General features: G+C 62.3%; 24 protein-coding genes. 10 read left to right on the top strand and 14 right to left on the bottom strand.

Going from position 1 to position 23,351, the window contains the following annotated elements; genetic code table 11:
* The first annotated feature begins 172 nt into the window (after window positions 1-172).
* Both NKJ37_RS19950 and NKJ37_RS19945 read left to right on the top strand, forming a co-directional pair.
* A complete protein-coding gene (locus NKJ37_RS19950) occupies window positions 173-1,294 on the top strand; it encodes a carbohydrate ABC transporter permease (protein ID WP_128305443.1) in 1,122 nt (373 codons plus the stop codon).
* Window positions 1,295-1,300: 6 nt separating this feature from the next.
* Window positions 1,301-2,218 carry a carbohydrate ABC transporter permease gene (locus tag NKJ37_RS19945; protein WP_126069360.1) on the top strand — a complete coding sequence of 306 codons (918 nt, stop codon included), beginning with the start codon at window positions 1,301-1,303 and terminating at the stop codon, window positions 2,216-2,218.
* Between the two features lie 53 nt (window positions 2,219-2,271).
* On the opposite strand, the gene NKJ37_RS19940 is transcribed toward NKJ37_RS19945, so the two are convergent.
* Window positions 2,272-3,015 carry a creatininase family protein gene (locus NKJ37_RS19940; RefSeq protein ID WP_128305444.1) on the bottom strand — a complete coding sequence of 248 codons (744 nt, stop codon included), beginning with the start codon at window positions 3,013-3,015 and terminating at the stop codon, window positions 2,272-2,274.
* A gap of 3 nt (window positions 3,016-3,018) precedes the next feature.
* Window positions 3,019-3,657 carry an SIS domain-containing protein gene (locus NKJ37_RS19935; protein WP_502902005.1) on the bottom strand — a complete coding sequence of 213 codons (639 nt, stop codon included), beginning with the start codon at window positions 3,655-3,657 and terminating at the stop codon, window positions 3,019-3,021.
* A 105-nt stretch (window positions 3,658-3,762) separates the two neighbouring features.
* Here NKJ37_RS19935 and NKJ37_RS19930 point away from each other — a divergent pair, with 105 nt between their 5' ends.
* Entirely contained in the window at window positions 3,763-4,785 is a 1,023-nt protein-coding gene (locus NKJ37_RS19930) for an aldo/keto reductase (RefSeq protein WP_352774762.1), read from the top strand.
* Window positions 4,786-4,869: 84 nt separating this feature from the next.
* Here the strand turns inward: NKJ37_RS19930 and hupB are convergent, their stop codons facing one another.
* From hupB to NKJ37_RS19910, 4 genes are all read right to left on the bottom strand, one after another.
* Window positions 4,870-5,142 carry a DNA-binding protein HupB gene (gene hupB / locus NKJ37_RS19925; RefSeq protein WP_023810287.1) on the bottom strand — a complete coding sequence of 91 codons (273 nt, stop codon included), beginning with the start codon at window positions 5,140-5,142 and terminating at the stop codon, window positions 4,870-4,872.
* A gap of 297 nt (window positions 5,143-5,439) precedes the next feature.
* Window positions 5,440-7,851 carry an endopeptidase La gene (gene lon, locus NKJ37_RS19920; RefSeq protein WP_352774760.1) on the bottom strand — a complete coding sequence of 804 codons (2,412 nt, stop codon included), beginning with the start codon at window positions 7,849-7,851 and terminating at the stop codon, window positions 5,440-5,442.
* 305 nt (window positions 7,852-8,156) lie between these two features.
* Complete coding sequence (gene clpX, locus NKJ37_RS19915) at window positions 8,157-9,431, bottom strand: ATP-dependent Clp protease ATP-binding subunit ClpX (protein WP_013532190.1); 1,275 nt, start codon at window positions 9,429-9,431, stop codon at window positions 8,157-8,159.
* Window positions 9,432-9,728: 297 nt separating this feature from the next.
* Window positions 9,729-10,358: an ATP-dependent Clp protease proteolytic subunit gene (locus NKJ37_RS19910; RefSeq protein ID WP_023810285.1), complete on the bottom strand. Its 630-nt coding sequence runs from the start codon at window positions 10,356-10,358 to the stop codon at window positions 9,729-9,731.
* Between the two features lie 338 nt (window positions 10,359-10,696).
* Here NKJ37_RS19910 and NKJ37_RS19905 point away from each other — a divergent pair, with 338 nt between their 5' ends.
* Together NKJ37_RS19905 and NKJ37_RS19900 are read left to right on the top strand one after the other, a co-directional pair.
* Window positions 10,697-11,287 carry a hypothetical protein gene (locus NKJ37_RS19905; protein ID WP_352774758.1) on the top strand — a complete coding sequence of 197 codons (591 nt, stop codon included), beginning with the start codon at window positions 10,697-10,699 and terminating at the stop codon, window positions 11,285-11,287.
* A 49-nt stretch (window positions 11,288-11,336) separates the two neighbouring features.
* Window positions 11,337-12,716 (top strand): pyridoxal phosphate-dependent decarboxylase family protein, encoded by a 1,380-nt coding sequence (locus NKJ37_RS19900; protein ID WP_023810283.1) that lies wholly within the window; start codon window positions 11,337-11,339, stop codon window positions 12,714-12,716.
* A gap of 23 nt (window positions 12,717-12,739) precedes the next feature.
* On the opposite strand, the gene NKJ37_RS19895 is transcribed toward NKJ37_RS19900, so the two are convergent.
* On the bottom strand, window positions 12,740-13,843 hold the full coding sequence (locus NKJ37_RS19895; RefSeq protein WP_128305447.1) for an NAD(P)/FAD-dependent oxidoreductase: 1,104 nt from the start codon (window positions 13,841-13,843) through the stop codon (window positions 12,740-12,742).
* 103 nt (window positions 13,844-13,946) lie between these two features.
* On the opposite strand from NKJ37_RS19895, the gene NKJ37_RS19890 reads away from it, so the two are divergent.
* Window positions 13,947-15,197, top strand: coding sequence for a cytochrome P450 (locus tag NKJ37_RS19890; RefSeq protein WP_352442570.1), 1,251 nt, complete (start codon window positions 13,947-13,949; stop codon window positions 15,195-15,197).
* Between the two features lie 66 nt (window positions 15,198-15,263).
* Complete coding sequence (locus tag NKJ37_RS19885; protein ID WP_031212921.1) at window positions 15,264-15,980, top strand: transporter substrate-binding domain-containing protein; 717 nt, start codon at window positions 15,264-15,266, stop codon at window positions 15,978-15,980.
* Between the two features lie 69 nt (window positions 15,981-16,049).
* On the opposite strand, the gene NKJ37_RS19880 is transcribed toward NKJ37_RS19885, so the two are convergent.
* The 6 genes from NKJ37_RS19880 to NKJ37_RS19855 all read right to left on the bottom strand — a co-directional run bounded on the left by NKJ37_RS19880 (window position 16,050) and on the right by NKJ37_RS19855 (window position 20,487).
* Complete coding sequence (locus NKJ37_RS19880; protein WP_023810280.1) at window positions 16,050-16,397, bottom strand: cupin domain-containing protein; 348 nt, start codon at window positions 16,395-16,397, stop codon at window positions 16,050-16,052.
* A 95-nt stretch (window positions 16,398-16,492) separates the two neighbouring features.
* A complete protein-coding gene (locus NKJ37_RS19875; protein ID WP_023810279.1) occupies window positions 16,493-17,773 on the bottom strand; it encodes an O-acetylhomoserine aminocarboxypropyltransferase in 1,281 nt (426 codons plus the stop codon).
* 159 nt (window positions 17,774-17,932) lie between these two features.
* Window positions 17,933-18,454, bottom strand: coding sequence for a CoA-binding protein (locus NKJ37_RS19870; RefSeq protein WP_352774755.1), 522 nt, complete (start codon window positions 18,452-18,454; stop codon window positions 17,933-17,935).
* Window positions 18,451-19,233, bottom strand: coding sequence for an AAA family ATPase (locus tag NKJ37_RS19865; RefSeq protein WP_352552803.1), 783 nt, complete (start codon window positions 19,231-19,233; stop codon window positions 18,451-18,453). The genes NKJ37_RS19870 and NKJ37_RS19865 overlap by 4 nt, the downstream gene beginning before the upstream one ends.
* Window positions 19,233-19,655, bottom strand: a complete 423-nt coding sequence (locus NKJ37_RS19860; RefSeq protein ID WP_027037038.1) for a VOC family protein — start codon at window positions 19,653-19,655, stop codon at window positions 19,233-19,235. The genes NKJ37_RS19865 and NKJ37_RS19860 overlap by 1 nt, the downstream gene beginning before the upstream one ends.
* A gap of 10 nt (window positions 19,656-19,665) precedes the next feature.
* Complete coding sequence (locus NKJ37_RS19855) at window positions 19,666-20,487, bottom strand: enoyl-CoA hydratase (RefSeq protein ID WP_352774753.1); 822 nt, start codon at window positions 20,485-20,487, stop codon at window positions 19,666-19,668.
* A 152-nt stretch (window positions 20,488-20,639) separates the two neighbouring features.
* Between NKJ37_RS19855 and NKJ37_RS19850 the strand changes: the two genes are divergently transcribed.
* The 3 genes from NKJ37_RS19850 to rpsI all read left to right on the top strand — a co-directional run bounded on the left by NKJ37_RS19850 (window position 20,640) and on the right by rpsI (window position 22,269).
* The gene (locus NKJ37_RS19850) at window positions 20,640-21,104 is read left to right on the top strand and encodes a PaaI family thioesterase (protein ID WP_352774751.1); all 465 of its coding nucleotides are present in this window, start codon (window positions 20,640-20,642) and stop codon (window positions 21,102-21,104) included.
* Window positions 21,105-21,320: 216 nt separating this feature from the next.
* Complete coding sequence (rplM, locus tag NKJ37_RS19845) at window positions 21,321-21,785, top strand: 50S ribosomal protein L13 (protein ID WP_013532205.1); 465 nt, start codon at window positions 21,321-21,323, stop codon at window positions 21,783-21,785.
* A gap of 1 nt (window position 21,786) precedes the next feature.
* The gene (rpsI, locus tag NKJ37_RS19840) at window positions 21,787-22,269 is read left to right on the top strand and encodes a 30S ribosomal protein S9 (protein WP_023810272.1); all 483 of its coding nucleotides are present in this window, start codon (window positions 21,787-21,789) and stop codon (window positions 22,267-22,269) included.
* A gap of 157 nt (window positions 22,270-22,426) precedes the next feature.
* Here the strand turns inward: rpsI and NKJ37_RS19835 are convergent, their stop codons facing one another.
* Window positions 22,427-23,326, bottom strand: coding sequence for a LysR family transcriptional regulator (locus tag NKJ37_RS19835; RefSeq protein ID WP_023810271.1), 900 nt, complete (start codon window positions 23,324-23,326; stop codon window positions 22,427-22,429).
* Window positions 23,327-23,351 lie beyond the last annotated feature (25 nt).

Genomic DNA, 23,351 nt, shown 5'->3' with positions numbered 1-23,351 from the left:
TCTCTTCCCTCACCCCCCCCCACCCACCCTCCTCCGCTGTCGGTTGGGGGCGCTTATTAGTTTCACCGACCTCAACTGCGGCCGCCCCACATGCCCCCCGCCCCCCCCCCCCCCCCCCCCACCACTTTAGACCGGCTCCGGCTCCTCGAGAGCCTTCAAACGGGCGAGATTTGTGGCTGACCAGACTTCGACCGCGAACCAGTGGCCGGCAGATGCCGGCCCTTCCGATCTGATCTCTCCAGGCCGCAAACGCCTTGGCTGGGCGCTGATGGCCGTTGCGACGCTTGGCCTGCTGGCGACGATCGTGCTGGAGATCCTCTACAAGGGCAGCGCCGATACGATCGGCTTCGAGACCTGGCGCCCCGTCGTCTATGCCTATGTTCTGTGGGGCGTGGCGATCGGCGCCGGCCAGGTGCTGACGCGCGGCGAGGATGGCCAGCGTGCCCTGTTCCTGCTGCCGGCGCTGCTGTTCACCATCGCCATGGTGATCTTCCCGACGCTGTTCGGATTCTACATCGCCCTCACCGACTGGAACCTCAGTTCCTTCAGTGGCCGCAAGTTCAACGGGCTCGACAATTTCTGGCAGATGCTGGCCGATCCCTACTACCGCAACGCGCTGTTCAACATGGTGCTCTATGTGCTGGCGGTGGCGGTCGAATATGTCATCGCCTTCGGCCTGGCGCTGCTCCTCAACGCCCAGATCCGGGCGCGAAAATTCTTCCGCGTCGTCTTCCTGATGCCGCTGATGCTGTCGCCGGTCGCCGTGTCGTGGATGATCGGCAAGTCGCTGATGGAATACCGGTTCGGACCGGCCGCAACGCTGGCGCGCCATCTCGGCTGGGAAAATCCGGCCTTCTTCTCCGACCCGATCATCGCGCGCATATCGATCATGATACTGGATGCCTGGACCTTCATTCCGTTCATGATGATCATGCTGCTGGCCGGGCTGCAGGCGATGTCGCGCGAGGTGCTCGAAGCCGCACGCGTGGACGGCGCCAGTGCGTGGCAGACCTTCTGGCAGGTCACTTTTCCGCTGATGCTGCCGGTGTCGGTGACGGCGGTGATCCTGCGCATCATCTTCAAGCTGAAGCTTGCCGACATCATCATCACGGTGACGTCCGGCGGCCCCGGCGGCGCCACTGATTCCGTGTCGAGCTTCATCTACCGCGAATATCGCGACCGCTCGAATGTCGGCTACGGAACCATGCTGGCGATGGCCTATCTGGTGATCATCGTCGTGTTCGTCACGTGGCTGTTGAAATTTGCCAACCGTTTTGTCCGAAATGTGAATTGAGCTGAGATGAGCGTTCAGACCACCGAATATGTCGCCTCGGAGATCCGCTCGCCGGCGAGCTTCCTCGCCAGCCGCGTCTTCATCTATGGGGCGCTGGCCTTCTGGGCGTTCATCTGCCTGTTCCCGATCTACTGGACGATCACGACCTCATTCAAAACGGCGGTCGATGTCACGCAAGGCCATCTCATTCCCTTCGTCGACTTCCAGCCGGATTGGAAAGGCTGGCGCTCGCTTGGCCTGTCGCCGGACTCGATCTTCCAGACCTCGACGGTGCGCGAGGAATTCCTCAAGCGCTTCATGAATTCGGTGATCACCTCGGTCGGCGCGTCGAGCCTCGCCATCGTCATCGGCAGCCTCGCCGCCTACGGGCTCACCCGCTATCGCTATCATTTCGCCTGGTTCAAGAACGAGGACATCTCGTTCTTCTTCCTGTCGCAGCTGATCCTGCCGCCGGTGGTGCTCGCACTACCCTTCCTGGTGCTCTACCGCGAGGTCGGCCTGCTCGACACGCGCATCGGGCTGATCCTGCTCTACACGCTGATGGTGCTGCCGATCGTCATCTGGATCATGCGCGACCAGTTCAACTCGATCCCGGTCGAGCTCGAGGAAGCCGCACTTGTCGACGGGCTGTCGATCTGGGGCGCCTTCTTCCGCATCGTCATGCCGATCGCGCTACCGGGCATGGTCGCCGCCTTCATCCTGGCGATGGTGCTGTGCTGGAACGAGTATTTCTTCGCCGCCCTTTTGACCTCGACCGACGCCAAGACCATCCCGGTCATGGTGGCGAGCCAGACAGGCTCGCAAGGCATCAACTGGTGGTCGATGGCAGCGCTCGCCACGGCGGCTATCGCGCCTCTCGCCGTCATCGGCATAGCGCTCGAGCGCTATCTGATCATGGGCATGACCGCGGGAGCGGTGAAGTAGCAGGGCGGCCTCTTCCCTTCTCCCCATTGTCTTGTGGGAGAAGGAAGACCGCGCTAGGCCCCTAGAATCATCCGCAGGTGATCGAGGATCATAGCCACACCCTTCTGCCCAAGCTCAGCCGAAGCATCCTTGGCGCTCGCCGTATACCAGCTCTTGTTGTCGTCGAAGTGACCGGCGTCCACCGCCTCCGGGCATAGCGCCAGCATCAGCGATGTCTCGCCGATGCCGGCATGGTCGAACGGGTACTTGCCGTTCATGTCAGCCGGCATCAGCGGATGAACCTGTACCCAGTTGAAGAAATTTTCACCCGCGGCGTGCCCGGAATAGTAGTCGGCCATCGCCTGCGAACCCCACCAGCCCTCGCCGCGCTCCTTTTCGAGAAAGCGGAAGATCGCCTGGCGGCCGGCGGTCTTGAACGCCAGATCGGTCGGCATGCCGGCGGCGAAATTCTCGGTCTGGTGGTGGATGATGGCGTGGATGTTGCGAAAGCCGATGCGCAGCAGGCTGTAGAACAGTTCCTCGCCAAACGGCGCCAGCGCAGCGCCGCCGACCTGCACCGAGCCGCTGCCTTCCGGCGGCGCCACCGCGTAGCTCGCCGCACCGTAGTAGAACGGCGGCAGGATGACGACGTCCCTCTCCTTCTCGAACAGCTCCAGCGTCTTGACGACGGCCAGCGTGTCCATGCCGACCGCCATGTGCTCGCCATGGTATTCGAGCACGCCGAGCGGCAGAGCGACCGGCCAATTCTCGGCGATCGCCCTGCGGATCTGGTGTGGCAGCATCAGTTCGTAGCGCATGATCTATTCCATGTTGGTGTGGCGGGCGCGCATTGCTTCAGGCGACGCGCCAATCAATTCCCTGAGCTTCAGCACCATCACCTCGAACAGCAGGAACAGTGCGCCTTCGAACACCGAGCCCATCGGCAGGACCGATGTTTTTTGCGCCCCCTGATCGTTGGCCATGGTCTGCGCGGGAATGAGCAGGGTGAAGTCGGCAAGCCTTGCCGCGCTGGCTTCGGCCTGGGCGGTCAACAGGAGATTGGTTGCACCTGCTTGGCGCGCGACCTGCATCAAGGTCAGCACGGTCGAGGTCTCTCCCGGCCCGGAACTGACCAGGAAGACATCGCCCTGCCCCAGCGGCGGTGTGTTCATGTCGCCGACCACGGAAACCGGCAGGCCCAAATGGTAGAGCCGCATGGCAAAACCCCTGACCTGCAAGGCCTCGCGGCCGCAGCCATAGACGACGATCTGTCGCGCGCCGGCCAGCATTTTGCAGGCGGCGTCGATCCGGCTTTCGTCGATGCGTGCCAGCACGCCGCCGAGCTCCTCAAGCGCGGTCTCGAACAGGCTTTTGCTCTTGTTGCTCACCGCAAACCTGCCATTGAAAATTACCCTGGGATTTGCCGCTCTTGCTGCTACGAACAGCTTGATTTCGTTCATGCTAGCAACCGCGAAAATGCGTGTCCAACGCGCAGCGATGCTTTTGCCGGACCACAGGCATGATAGTGTCATGTCAGACAAATCAAACGAGGCAAACGGCAGCATATGAAGACACGGCATTTCGACCGCATCGGCAATGGCGGCATCAGTTTCACCGAGCTCGGCTTCGGCACGGCGCCGCTCGGCAACCTCTACCGTGCCGTCTCCGACGAGGACGCCAACGCCACGCTGGAGGCCGCCTGGGCGACCGGCTGCCGCTACTACGACACCGCGCCGCTCTATGGGCTCGGCCTCTCGGAAACGCGGCTCAACCCGTTCCTGCGCGGCAAGAAGCGCGACGACTATGTGCTGTCGAGCAAGGTCGGCCGCATCATGCGTGCCTGCCCGCCCGAAGAGCGCACCGGCATCGGCAAATTCTTCGACACGCCGTCGCGCCGCGAGGTGTACGACTACAGCTATGACGGTGTCATGCGCTCATTCGAAGCCTCGCTTGAGCGCCTCGGCGTCGACCGGATCGACATCCTCTTCGTGCACGATGTCGACATCTTCACCCATGGCAGCAAGGAGGCCTCCGACCGGCGCATCGAGGAGTTCATGCGCTCGGGCTATTACGGCTTGCTGTCGCTGCGCGACCAGGGCGTGATCAAGGCGTTCGGTGGCGGCATCAATGAGTGGCAGGTCGCGCAGACGCTGGCCGAGCGCGGGGACTTCGACCTGTTCCTGCTGGCCGGGCGCTATACGCTCTTGGAACAGGAGGCGCTGACGTCCTTCCTGCCGCTCTGCCAGGCACGCGGCATCGGCATCGTTCTCGGCGGCCCCTACAACTCCGGCATCCTGGCGACCGGACCGAAGCCCGGCGCCTACTACAACTACTCCGAAGCGCCGAAGGACATCCTCGACCGCGTCGCCGGCATCGAGAGCGTCTGCAAGCGTCATGGTGTCAGGCTGATCGAGGCCGCCCTGCAATTCCCGCTGCTGCATCCTTCAGTCGTTTCGGTGATCCCCGGTGGGCAGCGGCCGAGCGAAGTCGAGAGCAATCGCTCGCTGCTCGATGCGAAACTGCCCGCAGCCCTTTGGGCCGATCTCAAGAAGGAAGGCCTTATGCGCCCTGAAGCGCCGACCGCATAGCCGGCCGCCGTCGCGTCAGCGTCTGGCACAAAAATGAAAAGCCGGGCCAGCCCGGCTTTTCTGGTCTCTGAAAAGAAAAAACGCTTAGTTGACTGCGTCCTTGAGGCCTTTGCCGGCCGAGAACTTCGGCACGGTACGCGCCGGGATCTTCACTTCGGCGCCGGTCTGAGGATTGCGGCCGGTCGAGGCGGCACGCTTTGACACGGTGAAATTGCCAAAGCCGACAAGCCGGACATCGCCGCCCTTCTTCAGTTCGCCGGTGATGGTGGAAAATACCGCATCGACCGCCGACTGCGCGTCACCCTTCGAAATGCTCGCGGCGTCGGCGACAGCGGACACCAGTTCGTTCTTGTTCATAAAAATTCCCTTCCATGAGAACACCGGAACTAACGACTCATCCGGCAGGAAACGGACTTTAGAAAGAAGCGTTGCCGCAACCAAGTCGAAAAGGCAGGAAAAAAGCGGAAAAAGCCCGGAAATGCTGGGTTTTTCACATGAAAAAGCCGGGCGCTAGGCCCGGCTCTCCGTTTGTGCGCTGCAACCTTGACGAAAACCAACACATGGCCCCGAAACCGTAGCCGGTTTTCGGCAGGGGCCATGCGCAAGTCTGAGCGTTAGAGCGTCCTTTGCGCGTCCAGATGGACGCCCGGAACTCTAATGCGCCAGGGACTTTCCAGCGTCGTCGGCACTGTCTGTCGCGGCCGGCGGATTGACCGGCTCGACCCATTCGATCGGCTCCGGCATACGCACCAGCGCGTGGCGCAACACCTCGCCGACACGTGAGACCGGAATGATCTCCATGCCGTTCTTCACATTGTCCGGAATCTCCGCCAGGTCCTTGGCATTGTCTTCCGGGATCAGCACCTTCTTGATGCCGCCGCGCAGTGCGGCGAGCAGCTTCTCCTTGAGCCCGCCGATCGGCAGGATGCGGCCGCGAAGCGTTATCTCGCCGGTCATCGCCACATCCGCCCGGACCGGAATACCCGTCAGTACCGACACAATGGCTGTCGCCATGGCAGCACCTGCAGACGGGCCGTCCTTCGGCGTGGCGCCTTCCGGCAAGTGCACGTGGATGTCGCGCTTGTCGAACAGCGGCGGCTCGATGCCGAAATCGACGGCGCGCGAGCGGACATAGGAGGCCGCCGCCGAAATCGATTCCTTCATCACGTCGCGCAGATTGCCGGTCACCGTCATGCGGCCCTTGCCGGGCATCATGACGCCTTCGACCGTCAGCAGTTCGCCGCCGACTTCCGTCCAGGCAAGACCTGTGACGACACCGACCTGATCGTCAGCCTCGACCTGGCCGAAGCGGTAGCGCTGCACACCAAGGTATTCGGAGAGGTTCTCCGCCGTGATGCTCACCGTCTTCTTCTTCGTCTTCAGGATTTCGGTCACCGCCTTGCGCCCGAGCTTCATCAGCTCGCGCTCCAGGCTCCTGACGCCCGCTTCACGGGTGTAGGTCTGGACGATGGCGCGGATCGCGTCCTCACCGACGGAAAACTCCTTCGGCTGCAGCGCATGATCGCGGATCACCTTCGGCATCAGGTGCCGCTTGGCGATCTCGATCTTCTCGTCCTCGGTGTAGCCGGCGATACGGATGATCTCCATGCGGTCCATCAAGGGCGCCGGGATGTTCAGCGTGTTCGCCGTCGTCACGAACATGACGCTCGACAGATCGTATTCGACCTCGAGGTAATGGTCCATGAACGTCGAGTTCTGTTCCGGATCGAGGACCTCGAGCAACGCCGATGACGGATCGCCACGGAAGTCCTGGCCCATCTTGTCGATCTCGTCGAGCAGGAAGAGCGGGTTGGACTTCTTGGCCTTCTTCATCGACTGGATGACCTTGCCGGGCATCGAGCCGATATAGGTGCGCCGGTGACCACGGATCTCGGCCTCGTCACGCACGCCGCCAAGCGCCATGCGGATGAATTCGCGACCGGTCGCCTTGGCGATCGACTTGCCGAGCGAGGTCTTGCCGACGCCGGGAGGGCCGACGAGGCACAGGATCGGCCCCTTCAGCTTCTTCTGGCGGCTTTGCACGGCGAGATACTCGACAATGCGCTCCTTGACCTTGTCGAGGCCGAAATGATCGGTGTCGAGCACGTTCTGCGCAAAAGCCAAGTCCTGCTTGACCTTGGAGTTCTTGCCCCACGGAATCGACAGGATCCAGTCGAGATAGTTGCGCACGACGGTCGATTCAGCCGACATCGGCGACATCGTCCGGAGCTTCTTCAACTCGGCTTCCGCCTTTTCGCGGGCCTCCTTGGAGAGCTTGGTCTTCTTGATGCGCGCCTCGATCTCGGCGGCCTCGTCGCGGCCGTCCTCACCTTCGCCGAGTTCCTTCTGGATCGCCTTCATCTGCTCGTTGAGGTAGTATTCGCGCTGCGTCTTCTCCATCTGGCGCTTGACGCGCGAGCGGATGCGCTTCTCCACCTGCAGGACGGAGATTTCGGCTTCCATGAAGCCCATAGCCTTTTCCAGCCGCTCCTTGACCGAGAGCGTGGCCAGCATTTCCTGCTTCTCAGGGATCTTGATGGCGAGATGCGAGGCAACCGTGTCGGCGAGCTTGGAATAGTCGTCGATCTGGCTGGCAGCACCCACCACTTCGGGCGAGATCTTCTTGTTCAGCTTGACGTAGTTCTCGAAGTCGGTGACGACCGAACGCGCCAGCGCCTCAACCTCGACCTCTTCCTCTTCCGGCTCGACCAGCGCCGCGGCGCGGGCCTCGTGGAAGTCGGGACGGTCGGTGAACGAGACGATTTTCGCACGCGAAGCGCCTTCGACCAGAACCTTGACGGTGCCGTCGGGCAGCTTGAGCAATTGCAGCACATTGGCGAGCGTGCCGATGTCGAAGATGGCATCGGGCTCGGGATCGTCGTCGGCGGCATTCATCTGGGTGGCAAGCAGGATCTGCTTTTCCTGACCCATCACCTCTTCCAGCGCCTTGATCGACTTCTCACGCCCGACGAAGAGCGGCACGATCATGTGCGGGAACACCACGATGTCGCGCAGTGGGAGAACTGCGAAGACGCCGTCGCTGGGTGCCTTGGATACTTTGGCCATTGTCCAACCTTTCATGTCGCGGCTGCCAATCAGCCAACCGCGAATCTTATATTAACGACCGGGGATCGTTCCGCCTACCACCGTTTGTGACGGGAGTTTTACAGCACAGAAATCGGGCACCTCGGCCTTCTCCAGTTAGTTGGATGCACGACCCCCAAAGATCAAGGGGCGCGTCCAAATCCGCACTTCCAACCCGTCCGCGAGTGACACATTTGCGACGCCAAGCCGTACGCCGCGCAAAACCCCTGCGCGACAGCAAAACGGCGCCTTGCGGCGCCGTTCCAGAATTTCGCTGCGGGCTCATGTCAGGCGCTGACATTGCCCTTCTTTTCCTTCTGCTCGGAGTAGATGTAGAGCGGCCGGGCACTGCCGGTCACCACCTCCTCCGAAATCACCACTTCGCGCACGCCTTCGAGCGCGGGAAGCTCGAACATCGTGTCGAGCAGGATCGCCTCCATGATCGAACGCAGGCCGCGCGCGCCGGTCTTGCGCTCGATGGCGCGCTTGGCGATCGCCGAAAGAGCGTTCTCGTGGAAGGTCAGGTCGACATTCTCCATCTCGAACAGCCGCTGATACTGCTTGACCAGCGCGTTCTTCGGCTCGGTCAGGATCTGGATCAGCGCCGGTTCGTCGAGGTCTTCCAGCGTCGCCAGAACCGGCAGACGGCCGACAAATTCGGGGATAAGACCGAACTTCAACAGATCCTCGGGCTCGACCAGGCGGAAGACATCGCCAGTGCGGCGATCCTCCGGCGAAGCGACGACCGCGCCGAAGCCGATCGAGGTCTTCCGGCCGCGATCCGAGATGATCTTGTCCAGCCCGGCGAAGGCGCCGCCGCAGATGAACAGGATGTTGGCCGTATCGACCTGCAGAAACTCCTGCTGCGGGTGCTTCCTGCCGCCTTGCGGCGGCACCGAGGCGACGGTGCCTTCCATGATCTTCAGAAGCGCCTGCTGCACGCCCTCGCCCGACACGTCGCGGGTGATCGAGGGATTGTCCGACTTGCGCGAAATCTTGTCGATCTCGTCGATGTAGACGATGCCGCGCTGGGCCCGCTCGACATTGTAGTCGGCCGATTGCAACAGCTTCAGGATGATGTTCTCGACGTCCTCGCCGACATAGCCGGCTTCGGTCAGCGTCGTCGCATCAGCCATGGTGAAGGGCACGTCGATGATGCGGGCCAGCGTCTGCGCGAGCAGCGTCTTGCCGCAACCGGTCGGGCCGATCAAAAGGATGTTGGACTTTGCCAGTTCGACATCGTTGTTCTTGCCGGCATGCGCGAGGCGCTTGTAGTGGTTGTGGACCGCCACCGACAGCACGCGCTTGGCATAGGGCTGACCGATGACATAATCGTCGAGAACCTTGAGGATCTCCTGCGGTGTCGGCACGCCTTCGCGCGACTTCACCATCGAGGTCTTGTTCTCCTCACGGATGATGTCCATGCAGAGTTCGACGCACTCGTCGCAGATGAAGACCGTCGGACCGGCGATCAGCTTGCGCACTTCGTGCTGGCTTTTGCCGCAAAACGAGCAGTAAAGCGTGTTCTTGGAATCGCCGCTGTTGTTGCCGACCTTGCTCATTTTCATGTCCTTTCATGGCCGCCCGCCGATGGTCTGGCTGAAAGGGCGCATACTCTATCTATCGCGGGAATCCGCCGCCGCCAGTGTGTTCCGGCTCCCGCAACGCATTCCGTACGAAACACAAATCAGAAAACGTGGCAATGATTCGCGACAACCCCGCATAAAGCTAAGCCGCCGAAACTCAACATAGCCTTAACGTAGGCAATCCTGTCCCCCGAGGGAACAGCCAATTGTGGCCGAAATGCCGCAAGACACACCAAAAGCGCGTGATGCCGCCATCCAACTGCCAATAAGCCCTTATGCCACAGCGCCTTCAGGCGGCTCGCGCGACGAAATGACCTTGTCGATGAGGCCGAAATCCCTGGCTTCGTCAGCGGTCATGAAATGGTCGCGGTCGAGCGTCTTCTCGATCTCTTCGTAGCTCTTGCCGGTGTGCTTGACGTAGACCTCGTTGAGGCGACGCTTCAGCTTGATGATATCCAGGGCATGGCGCTCGATGTCGGACGCCTGGCCCTGGAAGCCGCCGGAAGGCTGGTGAACCATGATGCGGGCGTTCGGCGTGGCAAAGCGCATATCCTTGTGGCCGGCGGTCAACAGCAGCGAACCCATCGAAGCCGCCTGGCCGATGCAGAGCGTCGACACGGCCGGCTTGATGAACTGCATGGTGTCGTAGATCGCCATGCCGGAGGTGACGACGCCGCCCGGCGAATTGATGTAGAGGTTGATTTCCTTCTTCGGATTCTCGGCTTCGAGGAACAAAAGCTGCGCGCAGACCAGCGTCGCCATGCCGTCCTCGACCGGACCGGTGATGAAAATGATGCGCTCCTTGAGGAGACGCGAGAAAATGTCGTAGGCCCGCTCGCCGCGATTGGTCTGTTCGACCACCATCGGAACGAGGTTCATGTAGGTTTCGACGGGGTTCTTCATCAGTTGTCTCTTATCTCGCGGTGGGATTCCGGCGCCGGGAATGCTGGCGGATCGGGCAGAATCGGTTCTGGATCGTTATTCCGTAAATAGGATGCCGGCTCATCCTTGTGCAAGGCCGACCCCTCCTAGCCATCTAGGTAAGTCGAATCAAGCTTTCTGACCAAGGATTCGCGGCGGCGGATGCTTCCGCGGGTCCGGAGCCGCATGGCCGGCCGCGCAAGGTAGCAGTTTCTTAACCGCGTCACTTAACGAAATGCGCCGAAACCGCTTTTCTCCGAAACGGCTTCCTCTACAATTCAACGTTGAACTTATGCGTAGAGTTCAACAGGGGGAGTGTCATGCCCGGGAAAACCGCATGCTTCACCATCGCCGGGCTGACCATGCTCGGCACGATTTCGCAGACGGCGGCCGGCGGCCGCGCCGTCGAATGTTATGAACCGGTCCGCAGTCCGGCCGTCTACGACACGGTCTATGAAGACGTGATGATCAGTCCGCCCGGCCAGCAGGTCGACTATATCGCCCCTATCTATGGCACGCGCGCGCGCGTCGTGATGACCGTTCCGGCGCAAGTGACCTACCAGATCGTGCCGGCCGTCACCCGCACCGTCTACCGCACGGTCCGGGTCGATGGCGGCGGCTACTCCTGGGAATGGCGCGTCATCCATGGCCGCAAGGTGCTGTGCAAGGTATGGCACAAGGCGCGCTACGAACGTGTTGCCAAAACCGTGGTGATCCAGCCCGAACGCACGCGGCGCGTGGTCATCCCCGCACAGTACGACAGGATCGCCCAGGAGGTGCTGGTGCAGCCCGAGCAAAGGCGCGTCATCGATGTTCCCGCCTCCTACCAGACCATCGCGCGCCGCGTGCTGGTTCGCGAAGGTTCATCGGGCTGGCGGCGGGTGCATATTCCCAGGCATTGCCAGGATTAGCGAGCATAGCGTAACCTGCGTCGCAGCGGATCTCCGTAGGGCTGAGGGCATGCGCGACCTGGAAATTTCCAATCAGGAATTGTCAGACCTTGCCGAAGAAGCCTTGGCGCTTGCCAAAGGTTACTGGGCCTCCCTCGAGGAACGTCGGACGTATCCCACGACCAGCGGCAAACAGACGACCGAACTGTTCTCGCGGCCTTGGCAGGAGAGCGGCCGCGGACGGGAAGTCTTGCAGGATTTCAAGTCGATCGCGGAGCATGTGCGGCCTTCAACCGGCAGATTCTTCGGTTATGTCGTCGGCTCCGGCGAACCGGTCGGCGCGCTGGGGGAGCTGCTGGCTGCGGTGCTCAATCAGAATGTGACGTCGTGGCGGTCGGCTCCGGCTGCGACATCGATCGAACGCGCCGTGATCGGGTGGTTGGCGGAGGCTGTCGGTTGCCCCGGATTTACAGGCAGCCTGTGCGGCGGCGGCTCGACGGCGAACCTCATGGCCCTGGCGATGGCGCGGGAAGCGAAGCTACCAGCCAACGAAACAGGCGTGCGGCCCTGCGTGATCTATGCTTCCGAGCAAGTGCACATGTCCATTCCAAAGGCCGTCGCGCTGTTGGGGATCGGTAGAAAAAATCTCCGTTTGATCCCTGTCGACGACAAATTCAGGATGCGGACGGATGCCCTCCAGGCGGCTATCACCGTCGACCGCGAGGCCGGAAACATGCCCATCGCCATCGTGGCCACGGTCGGCACCATCATCTCCGGTGCGATCGATCCCCTTCCCGAGATTGCAGACATCGCCCGGAGGGAGGCGCTGTGGATGCACGTCGACGGTGCCTACGGAGGGCTGGCGGCTCTTGCGGCGCCGGAAAAGTTCCAAGGGTTGTCTTCGGCGGATTCGCTGTCACTGGATGCGCACAAATGGCTCTATCAGCCACTCGATTGCGGCTGCCTGCTCTATCGTCACCCGGACATTGCGCGAAAGACTTTTTCGCACAGCGACGACTACGTCAGGATACTGAGCGATGACCCTACGGAAGCATTTGCGTTCTTTGAGGAGTCGATCGAACTCTCTCGACGCTTCCGTGCGCTGAAGCTCTGGATGTCGCTGCAGTATCACGGACGCCGTGCCTATCGCGAAGCCATCGCCCGCGATCTCAACCATGCCCAGATGTTGGCGCAGGCAATCGCGTCGCAGCCGGAGTTGGAACAGCTTGCACCCGTATCGCTAAGCGCAGTCTGTTTCCGCCACCGCTCAAAGAACAATGAAGCGATCCTGCGCCGCGTGATCGCGCGCGGCCGGGTGTATCTGTCGAATGCGACGATCAACGGCCATTTCGCGCTGCGCGCGTGTTTCGTCAATCACCGAACGACCCCAGATGACGTGCAGGCGATTGTGTCCGAAGTCATTGCCGCCGCAGACGAAATCAATCGCTGAGTGAGTCTTCAACCTGGCGGCGTTCAGGCCACTTCCGCCCGCAGCCATGTCTTCAGGCCGGCGATGTCGCCGTCGCCCACCGCGGCCGCAACGCGCCGGCCGACCGCAGCGCCGAATTTGTAGCCATGGCCGGAGCAGGCCGAGACGATCAGGCATTTTCCTCGCTCGTGAGCGAAGAACTTCTCATCTTCGGTGAAGGTGTAGGCGCAGGTGACCACCTCGGTCACCCTGTATTCCTCGATGCGCGCGATCGGCGGCGAAAACAGGTTGCGGATCGCCTCGCCCTCGCCCGCCACCGGCTGACGGTTCCAATCGGCGTCGCTGGTCGGCACCCTGTGCAGCCCGGACCCGAATTTCATGCCGGCGCCGCCGGAGGGCGGGATCACATAGCCGTCGATCGCGCCGCCGACATCGAGGACAACCGGTGCCACCCGCCAGGCGGCCTTGAGGTCGGCCGGCGGTTCGACATAGGCGAGTGCGGTTCGATAGGTCTTCAGCTCGCCGTCCAGTTCCGGAAACAGTTTCAGCACCCAGGCGCCGGCGGCGACAACGATACGGTCGGCCTGCATCGTCTCGCCGCTTTCGAGCACGATGTGGCCGGCTTCGGCGTCGACTTCGATGACCTTGCTGTTTTCGTAGACATTGGCGCCGTTGGCGCGCAGCCAGTTTGCCATGCCGGAGGCTATCTTGCGGCAATGCAGGGCGCCGCCTTCGGTCGAGAAATAGGCGTAGCGAAACGAGCCGGCTTCGAGAAACGGCCAGCGTTTCACTGCTGCATCGGGCTCCAGCAATTCGAACGGAAAATTGCCTTCTTCCAGGCCCTCGCGATATTCCTCGGCCTCGTCGCCCGGTTCGCGCGAAACGCAGACAAATCCGCGCGCATCAAGATGGCTTTCGCCGAGATCGGCCCACATCTCGTCCCAGGCCTGGTAGGCTTCGGTGATCAGCCGGCCATAGCCGGTCCCCGCGCGGTAAGCGCGGCGGATGATGCGATGATGGTCGCCCGACGCGGCCATCGGGTTTGGGATCGGCCCTTGCTCGACGATCGAAACGCTGTGGCCGGCCTTGACCAGCGACCACGCCGTGGAGAGACCGGCAATGCCCGCGCCGACAACGATCACATTCATCAAATCAGACTTTCCGCAGCCGGTCGGCTGGCTCAACGTATTCGATTGCGGGCGCCAACATACGGTCTGGAACCAGGCTGGCAAGCCGCGCTATTGGTCTGGCATGAGCAAATTGACGCCACCCGCCCTGGTCTTTGATCCAGCCACTCGACGCCTGCGGCTCGACCCGCACGAGCCGGCCTTTTTTCAAAACCCTTATGATGCCTATGCTTTCCTGCATGGCGTATCGAATGCATTCTTCTGGGAAGAATTCGGCTTCTGGTGCTTTGGCGGCTTCGACGACGTCAACCGGCTGCTGCGCGACCGCCGCTTCGGCCGCCAGAACCCGGCCGGCATTCCAGACAGCCGCGGCATTGGACAGGACCGCAGCCATCTCAGGGCCTTCGACGGGCTCGAAGCCAATTCGATGCTGGAACTGGAGCCGCCGGTGCACACGCGTCTGAGAACACTGGTCAACCGCGCCTTCGTCTCGCGCCAGGTCGAAAGGCTGCGGCCGCGTGTCGAGGCCTTGGCCAACGACCTGATCGACCGTTTCGAACCAGGCAAGACGGTCGACCTGTTGCCTGCTTTCGCGGCGCCCTTGCCGATCACCATCATTGCCGAAATGCTCGGCGTGCCGGTCGAAATGGGGCCGCAACTGCTCGACTGGTCGCACCAGATGGTTGCCATGTATATGCATGGCCGCACCCGCGAAATCGAAGAGACGGCCAACCGCGCCGCGCGCGAATTTGCGGATTTCCTCCGTGGCTACGTCACCGAACGACGCAGGAATCCCGGCGACGACCTTTTGTCGCTGCTGATCTCGGCGCAGGAGGATGGCCAAAAGCTGTCGGAGGACGAGATGGTGTCCTCGGCGATCCTGCTGCTCAATGCCGGCCATGAAGCGACCGTGCACCAGACCGGCAATGCCGTCCGCTCGATCCTTGCGCAAGGGGGCGATGTCAGCCGCTTCTTCGGCTCGCCCGAGACGACCGCGGCAACGGTCGAGGAATGCCTGCGGTTCGACGCGCCGCTGCACATGTTCACGCGCTACGCCTATCAGGAGATCGAAGTCTCGCCCGGCATCGTCGTGCAGCCGGGGCAGACGATCGGGCTGCTGCTTGGCATGGCCAATCATGACCCGCGCGCCTTCGCCGATCCCCTCGCTTTCCGGCCCGACCGTGCCGACCAGAAGAACGTCTCCTTCGGCGCCGGTATCCATTTCTGCATCGGCGCGCCGCTCGCCCGGCTCGAATTGCAGGTGTCGCTGAAAACCTTGTTCGAACGGCATCCGAAGCTGCATCTTGCCGAAAGCCCAAGCTTCCGCGACACTTACCACTTCCATGGGCTGGAAACGCTCGCCGTCGGCTTTTGACGATCGCGAACCTGGGGCTGCCTCAGCCAGTTTCCGGCAAAATAGGACGGCGACGCTTTGCCTGACATGACCGAGTTGAAATTCGCCTTCCTGGAAGAGCCGCCATTCTGCTTCACCGGCGCACCGGGCGAGGTCTCAGGCTGTGACGTCGAGCTTGCGCGCAGGCTCGGTGACATGCTCGGATTGGCGAGCTTTAAGCCGATCGAAACCGAATTCGCTGAGCTGCTGCCTGGGTTGGTCGAGGGCCGTTGGACCATGACGACCGGCCTGTTCTTCTCCGAAGAGCGCAGGCAGCTTGTCGACTTCACACGGCCGATATGGGCGTTGCAGGACGGGTTGCTGGTCGCGGTGGACAATCCGTGCGGCTTTCGCGGCTACCAATCCATTGCCGAGGACGGAACAGCGTTGATTGGTGTCATAAACGATCAGGTTCAGCACCTTACGGCGCTGCACAACGGAATTGCGCCTGGGCAGATCAGGATGTTTGCAACGCAGGCGGATGCGGCGGACGCAGTGGCCAACGGCGTCGTGCACGCCGATGCCAGCGTCGCCATGGCGCATCGAGGCTATCTGACCCGGCGGCCCGAAATGCGGCTTGGACTTGTCGAGGTTCCCTCGATTGAAAAGCAGCCGTCGGCCGGTGCCTTCGCGATCGCCAAAGGCAATTCAGCCCTGCTCCGGCGCATCGATGCTTGCCTCGATGAATTGGTGGGCAGCGACTGGCACCGACAGATGATGGCGCGATACGGATTCTCGGACAGCGATATCGATCGCATCGTTTGATCCGCACATCTGTTGTTGTTCGACCATGATCTTTACCCGAAACCGGCCTCCACTTTTCGGGATCATGGTCTACAGCTTGATCACATATTCCTTGCGAGTCGTTTCAAGCACTTCCCAGCTGCCTTTGAAGCCGGGCCTCAGCACGAAGCTGTCGCCGGCCCGAACGGTGCGCGCTTGCCCACCGTCCTCCGCGATCACCGAAACGCCGGACAGGATGTGGCAAAACTCCCACTCGTCATAGACGATGCGCCATTTGCCCGGGGTCGATTCCCAGATGCCGGCGTAGAGGCCGCCGTCGCGCTCCTCGACATTCCAGGTGCGGAATTTGGGATCGCCCGAGATCAGCCGGTCCGGCGCCGGCGCGCCAGATTCAGGCTCGACGGCGTCAGTCGCTATTGTCAGGTAATGCGCGGACAAGAACTTGCCTCCATGAAAGAGCCGGCTTCGCGTCGGCTCACCCCCACCCCGGCGCTGCGCGCCGACCCTCCCCACAAGGAGGAGGGTAAAAAAGATCAGACCTTGGCAAGCGCCTGTTCGAGGTCGGCGACGATGTCGTTGACGTCCTCGATGCCGATCGAAAGCCGCACCGTGTCCGGTCCTGCGCCGGCCTTGACCTTCTGCTCGTCGGAAAGCTGGCGGTGCGTGGTCGAGGCCGGGTGGATGACCAGCGACTTGGTGTCGCCGACATTGGCCAGGTGCGAGAACAGTTCGAGCGCCTCGACGAATTTGACGCCGGCGTCATAGCCGCCCTTGAGAGCGAAGGTGAACACGGCGCCGGCGCCAAGTGGTGAGTATTTCTTCTGCAGGGCGTTGTTCTTGTCGCTGGGCAGGCCGGGATAGTTCACCGAGGCAACCTTGGGGTGGTTGGACAGCCAGGCAGCAACCGTCACGGCGTTGTCGCAGTGGCGCTGCATGCGCAGCGGCAAGGTTTCCAGGCCGGTCAGGATGAGGAAGGCATTGAACGGCGAGATCGCCGGGCCGAGATCGCGCAGGCCGAGCACACGCGCGGCAATGGCGAAAGCGAAATTGCCGAAGGTTTCGTGCAGGACGAGGCCGCCATATTCGGGGCGCGGTTCCGACAGCATCGGATATTTGCCCGACTTCGACCAATCGAAGGTGCCGCCATCGACGATGGCGCCGCCGATCGAATTGCCGTGACCGCCGATGAATTTGGTCAGCGAATGGACGACGATGTCGGCACCATGCTCGATCGGCCGGATCAGGTAGGGCGAGGCCAGCGTGTTGTCGACGATCAACGGCAGGCCGTGCTTGCGTGCGATGTCGCCGATCTTCTCGATATCGACGAAGGTGCCGCCCGGATTGGCCAGGCTCTCGATGAAGAGAGCCTTGGTCCTGTCGTCGATCTGGCTTTCGAAGGTCGAGATGTCGTTGGTGTCGGCCCAGCGCACCTCCCAGCCGTAATTCTTGAAGGCATGGCCGAACTGGTTGATCGAACCGCCATAGAGCTTGTTGGCGGCAACAAAATTGTCGCCAGGCTGCATCAGATTGTGGAACACGATCACCTGCGCGGCATGGCCGGAGGCGACCGCAAGAGCCGCCGTGCCGCCTTCGAGGGCCGCCATGCGCTCTTCCAGCACCGCCTGGGTGGGGTTCATGATGCGGGTATAGATGTTGCCGAAAGCCTTCAGTCCGAACAGTGAGGCGGCATGGTCGGCATCGTCGAAGACGAAGGAGGTCGTCTGGTAGATCGGCGTGGCGCGAGCGCCGGTCGCCGGGTCGGGCTTGGCGCCGGCATGGACGGCGAGCGTGTTGAAACCTGGCGTGCGGGTCACTGAAAACCTCCCTGAAAAACCTTCTGAAATTCGCCGGGCATTCTTGGCGAAGCCCGGCCTCGAATGCAAAGAAGAAAATACCCTTCCGTGCAGGACCTTCTATCAAGCGGCAGGAAAATACGGCGTTTGCCGGAATAATTTTGCGCTTTCGCCCCTCGCCTATTTCTGGCGGACGCCAAAACTCTGGAAGCCAGAGCGCATCAGCGGCTTCTTCGACGACAGCACGCCGGAATTGACGCCGGTCCAGCCGATCTCGCCGGACAGCTTGCCATATTCGATTTTGGGGCAGCGGTTCATCACCACCTTGATGCCGGCAGCCTCGGCGCGCGCGGCCGCCTCGTCATGGCGCACGCCAAGCTGCATCCAGATCACTTTCGGCAAGGGATCGAGCCGCAACGCCTCGTCGACGATGCCGGGCACCGCCGCCGGCGCACGAAAAATGTCGACCATATCGATCGGCTCCGGAATATCGGCGAGCCTTGAATAAGTCATCCGGCCGAGGATTTCCTTGCCGGCCTGACCAGGGTTGATCGGGAACACAGAAAACCCTTTGGCCAGCAGATATTTCAGCACGAAATAGCTCGGTCGCACATCGTTGGCGGATGCGCCGACCATGGCGACGGTCTTCACCGAATTGAGGATGCCGGCGATGTAGGTGTTGTCGTAGCTATCGTGGTTCATGCCTCGTCCTCATACAACGCCTCGTCGAGAAAGCCATCCGGGTCATTGCTGAAATCGCGCAGCATGCGGAAGTGGTCCGTATCGCGAAAATCGGCGGGCTCCAGCCCGAAGCGGCTGATGCGGAACAGCCGCGCACCGGGGCAAGCCATCAGCAGCGGCGAATGCGTTGCCATGATCACCTGCGCGGTGCCCGACTGGTCCATCCGCCGCAGCATCTTGAGCAGCTCGATCTGTCGCGTCGGAGACAGTGCACTCTCGGGTTCGTCAAGGATGTAGATGCCCTGCCTGCGGCAGCGCTCCTCGAAAAACCGGATAAAACCCTCGCCATGCGACCAGGACAGGAAGTCCGGCGGCGGCGGCCTGAACGGATCTTCCAGCGCCGCCTGATCGAGATAGCGCGCCACGGAATAGAAGGATTCGGCTCGGAAGAACCAGCCGGCGGTGACTTTCGGCAGCCAGTGGCCGCGAAATGCGTTGGCCAGCGCGGCACCGCTCTTGTCGATGGCGCTGGAATGGTCGACCGGCCGGTAGCCCTTGCCGCCGCCGGCTTCATCGTAGCCGGCCAGCGCGCCGATGGCCTCGAGCAGCGTCGATTTGCCGGTGCCGTTCTCGCCGACGATGATGGTGATCGGCGTGGTGAATTCGAGTTCGAACTTATGGCCGCGAAACAGCGGCAGGTTCCATGGATATTTTTCCCAATCCTCGACCCGCACGGCATCGAGCAGAATGCGCTTCAGATAGGGAGCCTTGAGCCGCGTCAGCTGCTTGCGATGGGCCATCAGCCAGGCAGCGAAATCGTGCCGTCTTCCGCGATCGGAAAGGCCGGATTATGCGCCACTTCCCAGATATGCCCGTCGGCGTCGGCGAAATAGCCGTACCAGCCGCCCCAGAAGGCGCGGCCGGCCGGCTTGACGATGCGGCCGCCGGCTTTTTCCACCCTGGCGAGCACGTCGTCGACTTCGGCGTCGGAACGGGTGTTGTAGGCGAGGTAGACCGCCGATGGCGCCGCGGCGAAGGCGATGCCGGAATCCTCTTCTGCGCTGGCGCGCGGGAACAGGCCGAGGATGACGCCGCCCATCTGGAAGAAGGCGACCCCGTCGGTGATGCCGGCATGCCGCTTCAAGCCCATCGCCTCGTAGAAGCGCACGGCGCGGTCGAGATCGTCGGTGGCGATGGTGATGATGGAGATGCGCGGTTCCATGACGTTCTCCTTACTCGTCCTTCCATTCCGGCTTGCGCTTGCCGATGAAGGCGCCGATGCCTTCCTCCGCGTCGCGCGCCAACATGTTCTCGACCATGATGCGGCCCGTATAGGCATAGGCGTCCGCAAGGCCCATTTCAGCTTGGGCGTAAAACGCCTCCTTGCCGGTCTTGACCACCAAAGATGACTTGGAAGCAATGGTTTGCGCGTATTTGGTTACGATCTGATTCAGGTATTCGCGCGGCACGACGCGGTTGACCAGGCCGAACTCCTTGGCGGTCGCCGCATCGATCGTCTCTCCGGTCAGCAGCATTTCCATGGCGTGCTTGCGCGAGACGTTGCGCGACAGCGCCACCATCGGCGTCGAGCAGAACAGGCCGATGTTGACGCCCGGCGTGCAGAAAGTCGCTTCGTGCGAGGCGATCGCCAGGTCGCAACTGGCGACCAGCTGCAGCCCGGCGGCGGTGGCCAGGCCGTCAACCTCGGCGATGACAGGCAAGGGATGGCGCACGATGGCCTGCATCAGCGTCGCACAAGCGGCAAACGTCTCCGCAAAGAAGGCCTTGCCATGATCGGCATCAGTGCGGCGCGCCGTCATTTCCTTGAGATCGTGGCCGGCGCAGAACACCTTGCCGGCCGCCGACAAGACGATGACGCGAACGGCCTTGTCGGCCTTGGCGCGCTCGAGTTCGGCCGTCAGCGCCGTCATCACCGGCAACGACAGCGCGTTGGCGGGCGGATTGGCAAGCGTTAGGCGCAGCACGCCCTTGTCCAGTCTTGCGGCAACCGGACCGTCGACGGCAGCAGGCTTGATGGCAAGGATTTCGGCCATGGATAAGGTCTCCGCGATTCCGCTCGGGGTTGCCAGAGTATCTAATACCGGATCGGATTTCGTCCAACACCCATCGCTTGCGCCAGGGCACGAAGGTTGCCAGAAATGCCGCGCTGCGCTCATACAGGTACACACAAGAACGAGAACCCGACATGCCCGCCCAGACCAATTTGAAGCCGGTGCTGACCGCGCAACAAGTCAATGCGCTGATGGAAACGGTCTATCCGCAACTCAATGAGCAGTTCAAATATTTCGAAGCGATCGACGTGTTCCCTGGCGGCTGCACCGTGCGCCTCAACGCCGGCGAGCGGCATTTGCGTTCCGGCGGCACCGTATCCGGCCCGTCGCTGTTCACGCTGGCCGACATTGGCGGCTACGTCTGCGTGCTCAGCCATGCCGGGCCGGATGCGCTCTCGGTTACCGTCAACCTCGACATCAATTTCGTGCGCAAGGCCGAGGCCGGACCGATCGACGGCCATTGCCGCATCCTGAAGCTGGGAAAAAGCCTGATGGTGTTCGATATCGACATCGTCGCCGGCCCGGACGGACACACGGTGGCGCACGCCACCGGCACCTATTCGATCCCGCCAAAGCGAAATGGCGATGTGGTAAAATAATACCTTTCACCTAAACTATTGTTTTTGCACTACTTTACCTGCTATCGACCGTTTCGTGCACCTTGACGCCACAAACACCCTCGCCTATAAGCCCCTCACGAAGCAGCGGCCCGCAAAGGCCGCCGCTTTGTTATTGGCGGCGGGCAGCGTCCTTCCGACAATCCAAGCAACAAGAAACGCCTTCTCTTATGAAGGTCAGAACCGAGAGCAGAAAACATGACAACCTTTTCGCAGAAGCCTGCGGATGTGGTGAAGAAGTGGATCCTGATCGACGCCGAAGGTCTCGTCGTCGGTCGTCTGGCCACTGTCATCGCCAATCATCTTCGCGGCAAGCACAAGCCGACCTTTACCCCGCATGTCGACGACGGCGACAACGTCATCGTCATCAATGCCGACAAGGTGGTGTTCACCGGCAAGAAGTTCACCGACAAGGTCTATTACTGGCACACCGGCCACCCAGGCGGCATCAAGGAGCGCACCGCGCGCCAGCTGCTCGAGGGTCGTTTCCCCGAGCGTGTCGTCGAGAAGGCCGTTGAGCGCATGGTCCCGCGTGGCCCGCTCGGCCGTCGCCAGATGAAGAACCTGCGCGTCTATGCAGGTGCCGAGCATCCGCATGTCGCCCAGCAGCCCGTCGTGCTCGACGTGGCCAAGCTGAACGCCAAGAACAAGAAGGTCGCATAAGATGGCTGAGCTTTCCTCGCTCGCAGAACTGGGCGCCGCCACCGGCAACACCAATACCCAGCCGGCGGCCCCCGTCCACGTCCAGAAGCTCGACAAGTCGGGCCGCGCCTATGCCACCGGCAAGCGCAAGAACGCCATTGCGCGCGTCTGGGTGAAGCCGGGTTCCGGCAAGATCATCGTCAACGACAAGGAATTCGCGACCTATTTCGCGCGTCCGGTCCTGCAGATGATCCTCAACCAGCCGATCATCGCCTCCAACCGCGCCGGGCAGTACGACATCGTCGCGACAGTTGTCGGCGGCGGTCTCTCCGGCCAGGCTGGCGCCGTGCGTCACGGTATCTCCAAGGCGCTGACCTACTACGAGCCGACGCTGCGCGCCGTGCTCAAGAAGGGCGGCTTCCTGACCCGCGACAGCCGCGTCGTCGAGCGCAAGAAGTACGGCAAGGCGAAGGCCCGTCGTTCGTTCCAGTTCTCGAAGCGCTAAACGCTCCGCAGCTTCAGACCATCGAAAGGCCGCCTCCGGGCGGCCTTTTTGTTTGCGGCTCGGCAGTCACCCCATCCGCGCCTGCGGCGCGACCTCCCCTCGATGGGCAGGTCGGCGCGTAGTGCCGGGTGGGCTGATGGCGCCGTCACAAAACAGGTCAGGCCTTGCCGCCCTTGATATAGTCGATGAACGCCCGCAGCGGGGCCGGAACCAGGCGCCGGCCGGGATAATAGAGGAACGGTCCGGGAAAACTCGGCCACCACGGTTCGAGAATGGGCTCAAGCGCGCCGCTTTCGAAGTAAGGGCGAAGCCAGCCCTCGAAGAGGCCGATGATGCCGGTGCCCGCGATGGCCGTATCGACGGCAAGATCGGTCGCGCCGCCGATGCGCACGATCAGCGGCCCTGTCGGATCGACCCGCACCACCTCACCGTCGCGCTCGAACTCCCAGGGCAGCATCGCACCGCTGGCAAAGCGCCCGCGCACGCAAGAGTGGCCAAGCAGGTCGCTCGGGTGTTGCGGTCGCCCATGGCGAGCAAGATAGGCAGGGCTGGCGGCGGTGGCGAAGCGCTGCACGCGCGGTCCGATCGGCACCGCGATCATGTCCTGCTCCAGCCGCTCGTCATAGCGGATGCCGGCGTCACACCCGGCCGCCAGCACATCGACAAAGTTCTCATCGGCGATCACTTCCAGGCGGATGCCGGGATAGGCGGCGAGGAAACCCGGCACGATATCGGGCAAGATCAACCGCGCGGCGCTGACCGGCACATTGAGACGCAGCGAGCCCGCCGGCCTGTCGCGAAAGCCGTTCACCACGTCCAGCGCCGCCTCCACCTCCGACAGCGCCGGGCCGAGCCGCTCCAGCAGGCTGAGGCCCGCCTCGGTGGGAACAACGCTGCGCGTCGTGCGGTTGAACAGCCTGACACCGAGCTGCACTTCCAGCCGACGCACCGCCTCACTCAACCCGGAGGCGCTGCCGCCGCTCGCACGCGCGCCATCGCGAAAACCGCCGGCGCGCGCCACCGCCACGAAGGCGTTCAGATCGCTGAGGTCCATCATTGTTCGCCATTCCGCACGGCCTGTG

The sequence above is a fragment of the Mesorhizobium sp. M0140 genome, from assembly GCF_040322475.1.
Taxonomy (GTDB): domain Bacteria; phylum Pseudomonadota; class Alphaproteobacteria; order Rhizobiales; family Rhizobiaceae; genus Mesorhizobium.
The sequence above is the reverse complement of the archived record's forward strand: the minus strand, read 5'-3'. Positions and strand labels throughout refer to the sequence as shown.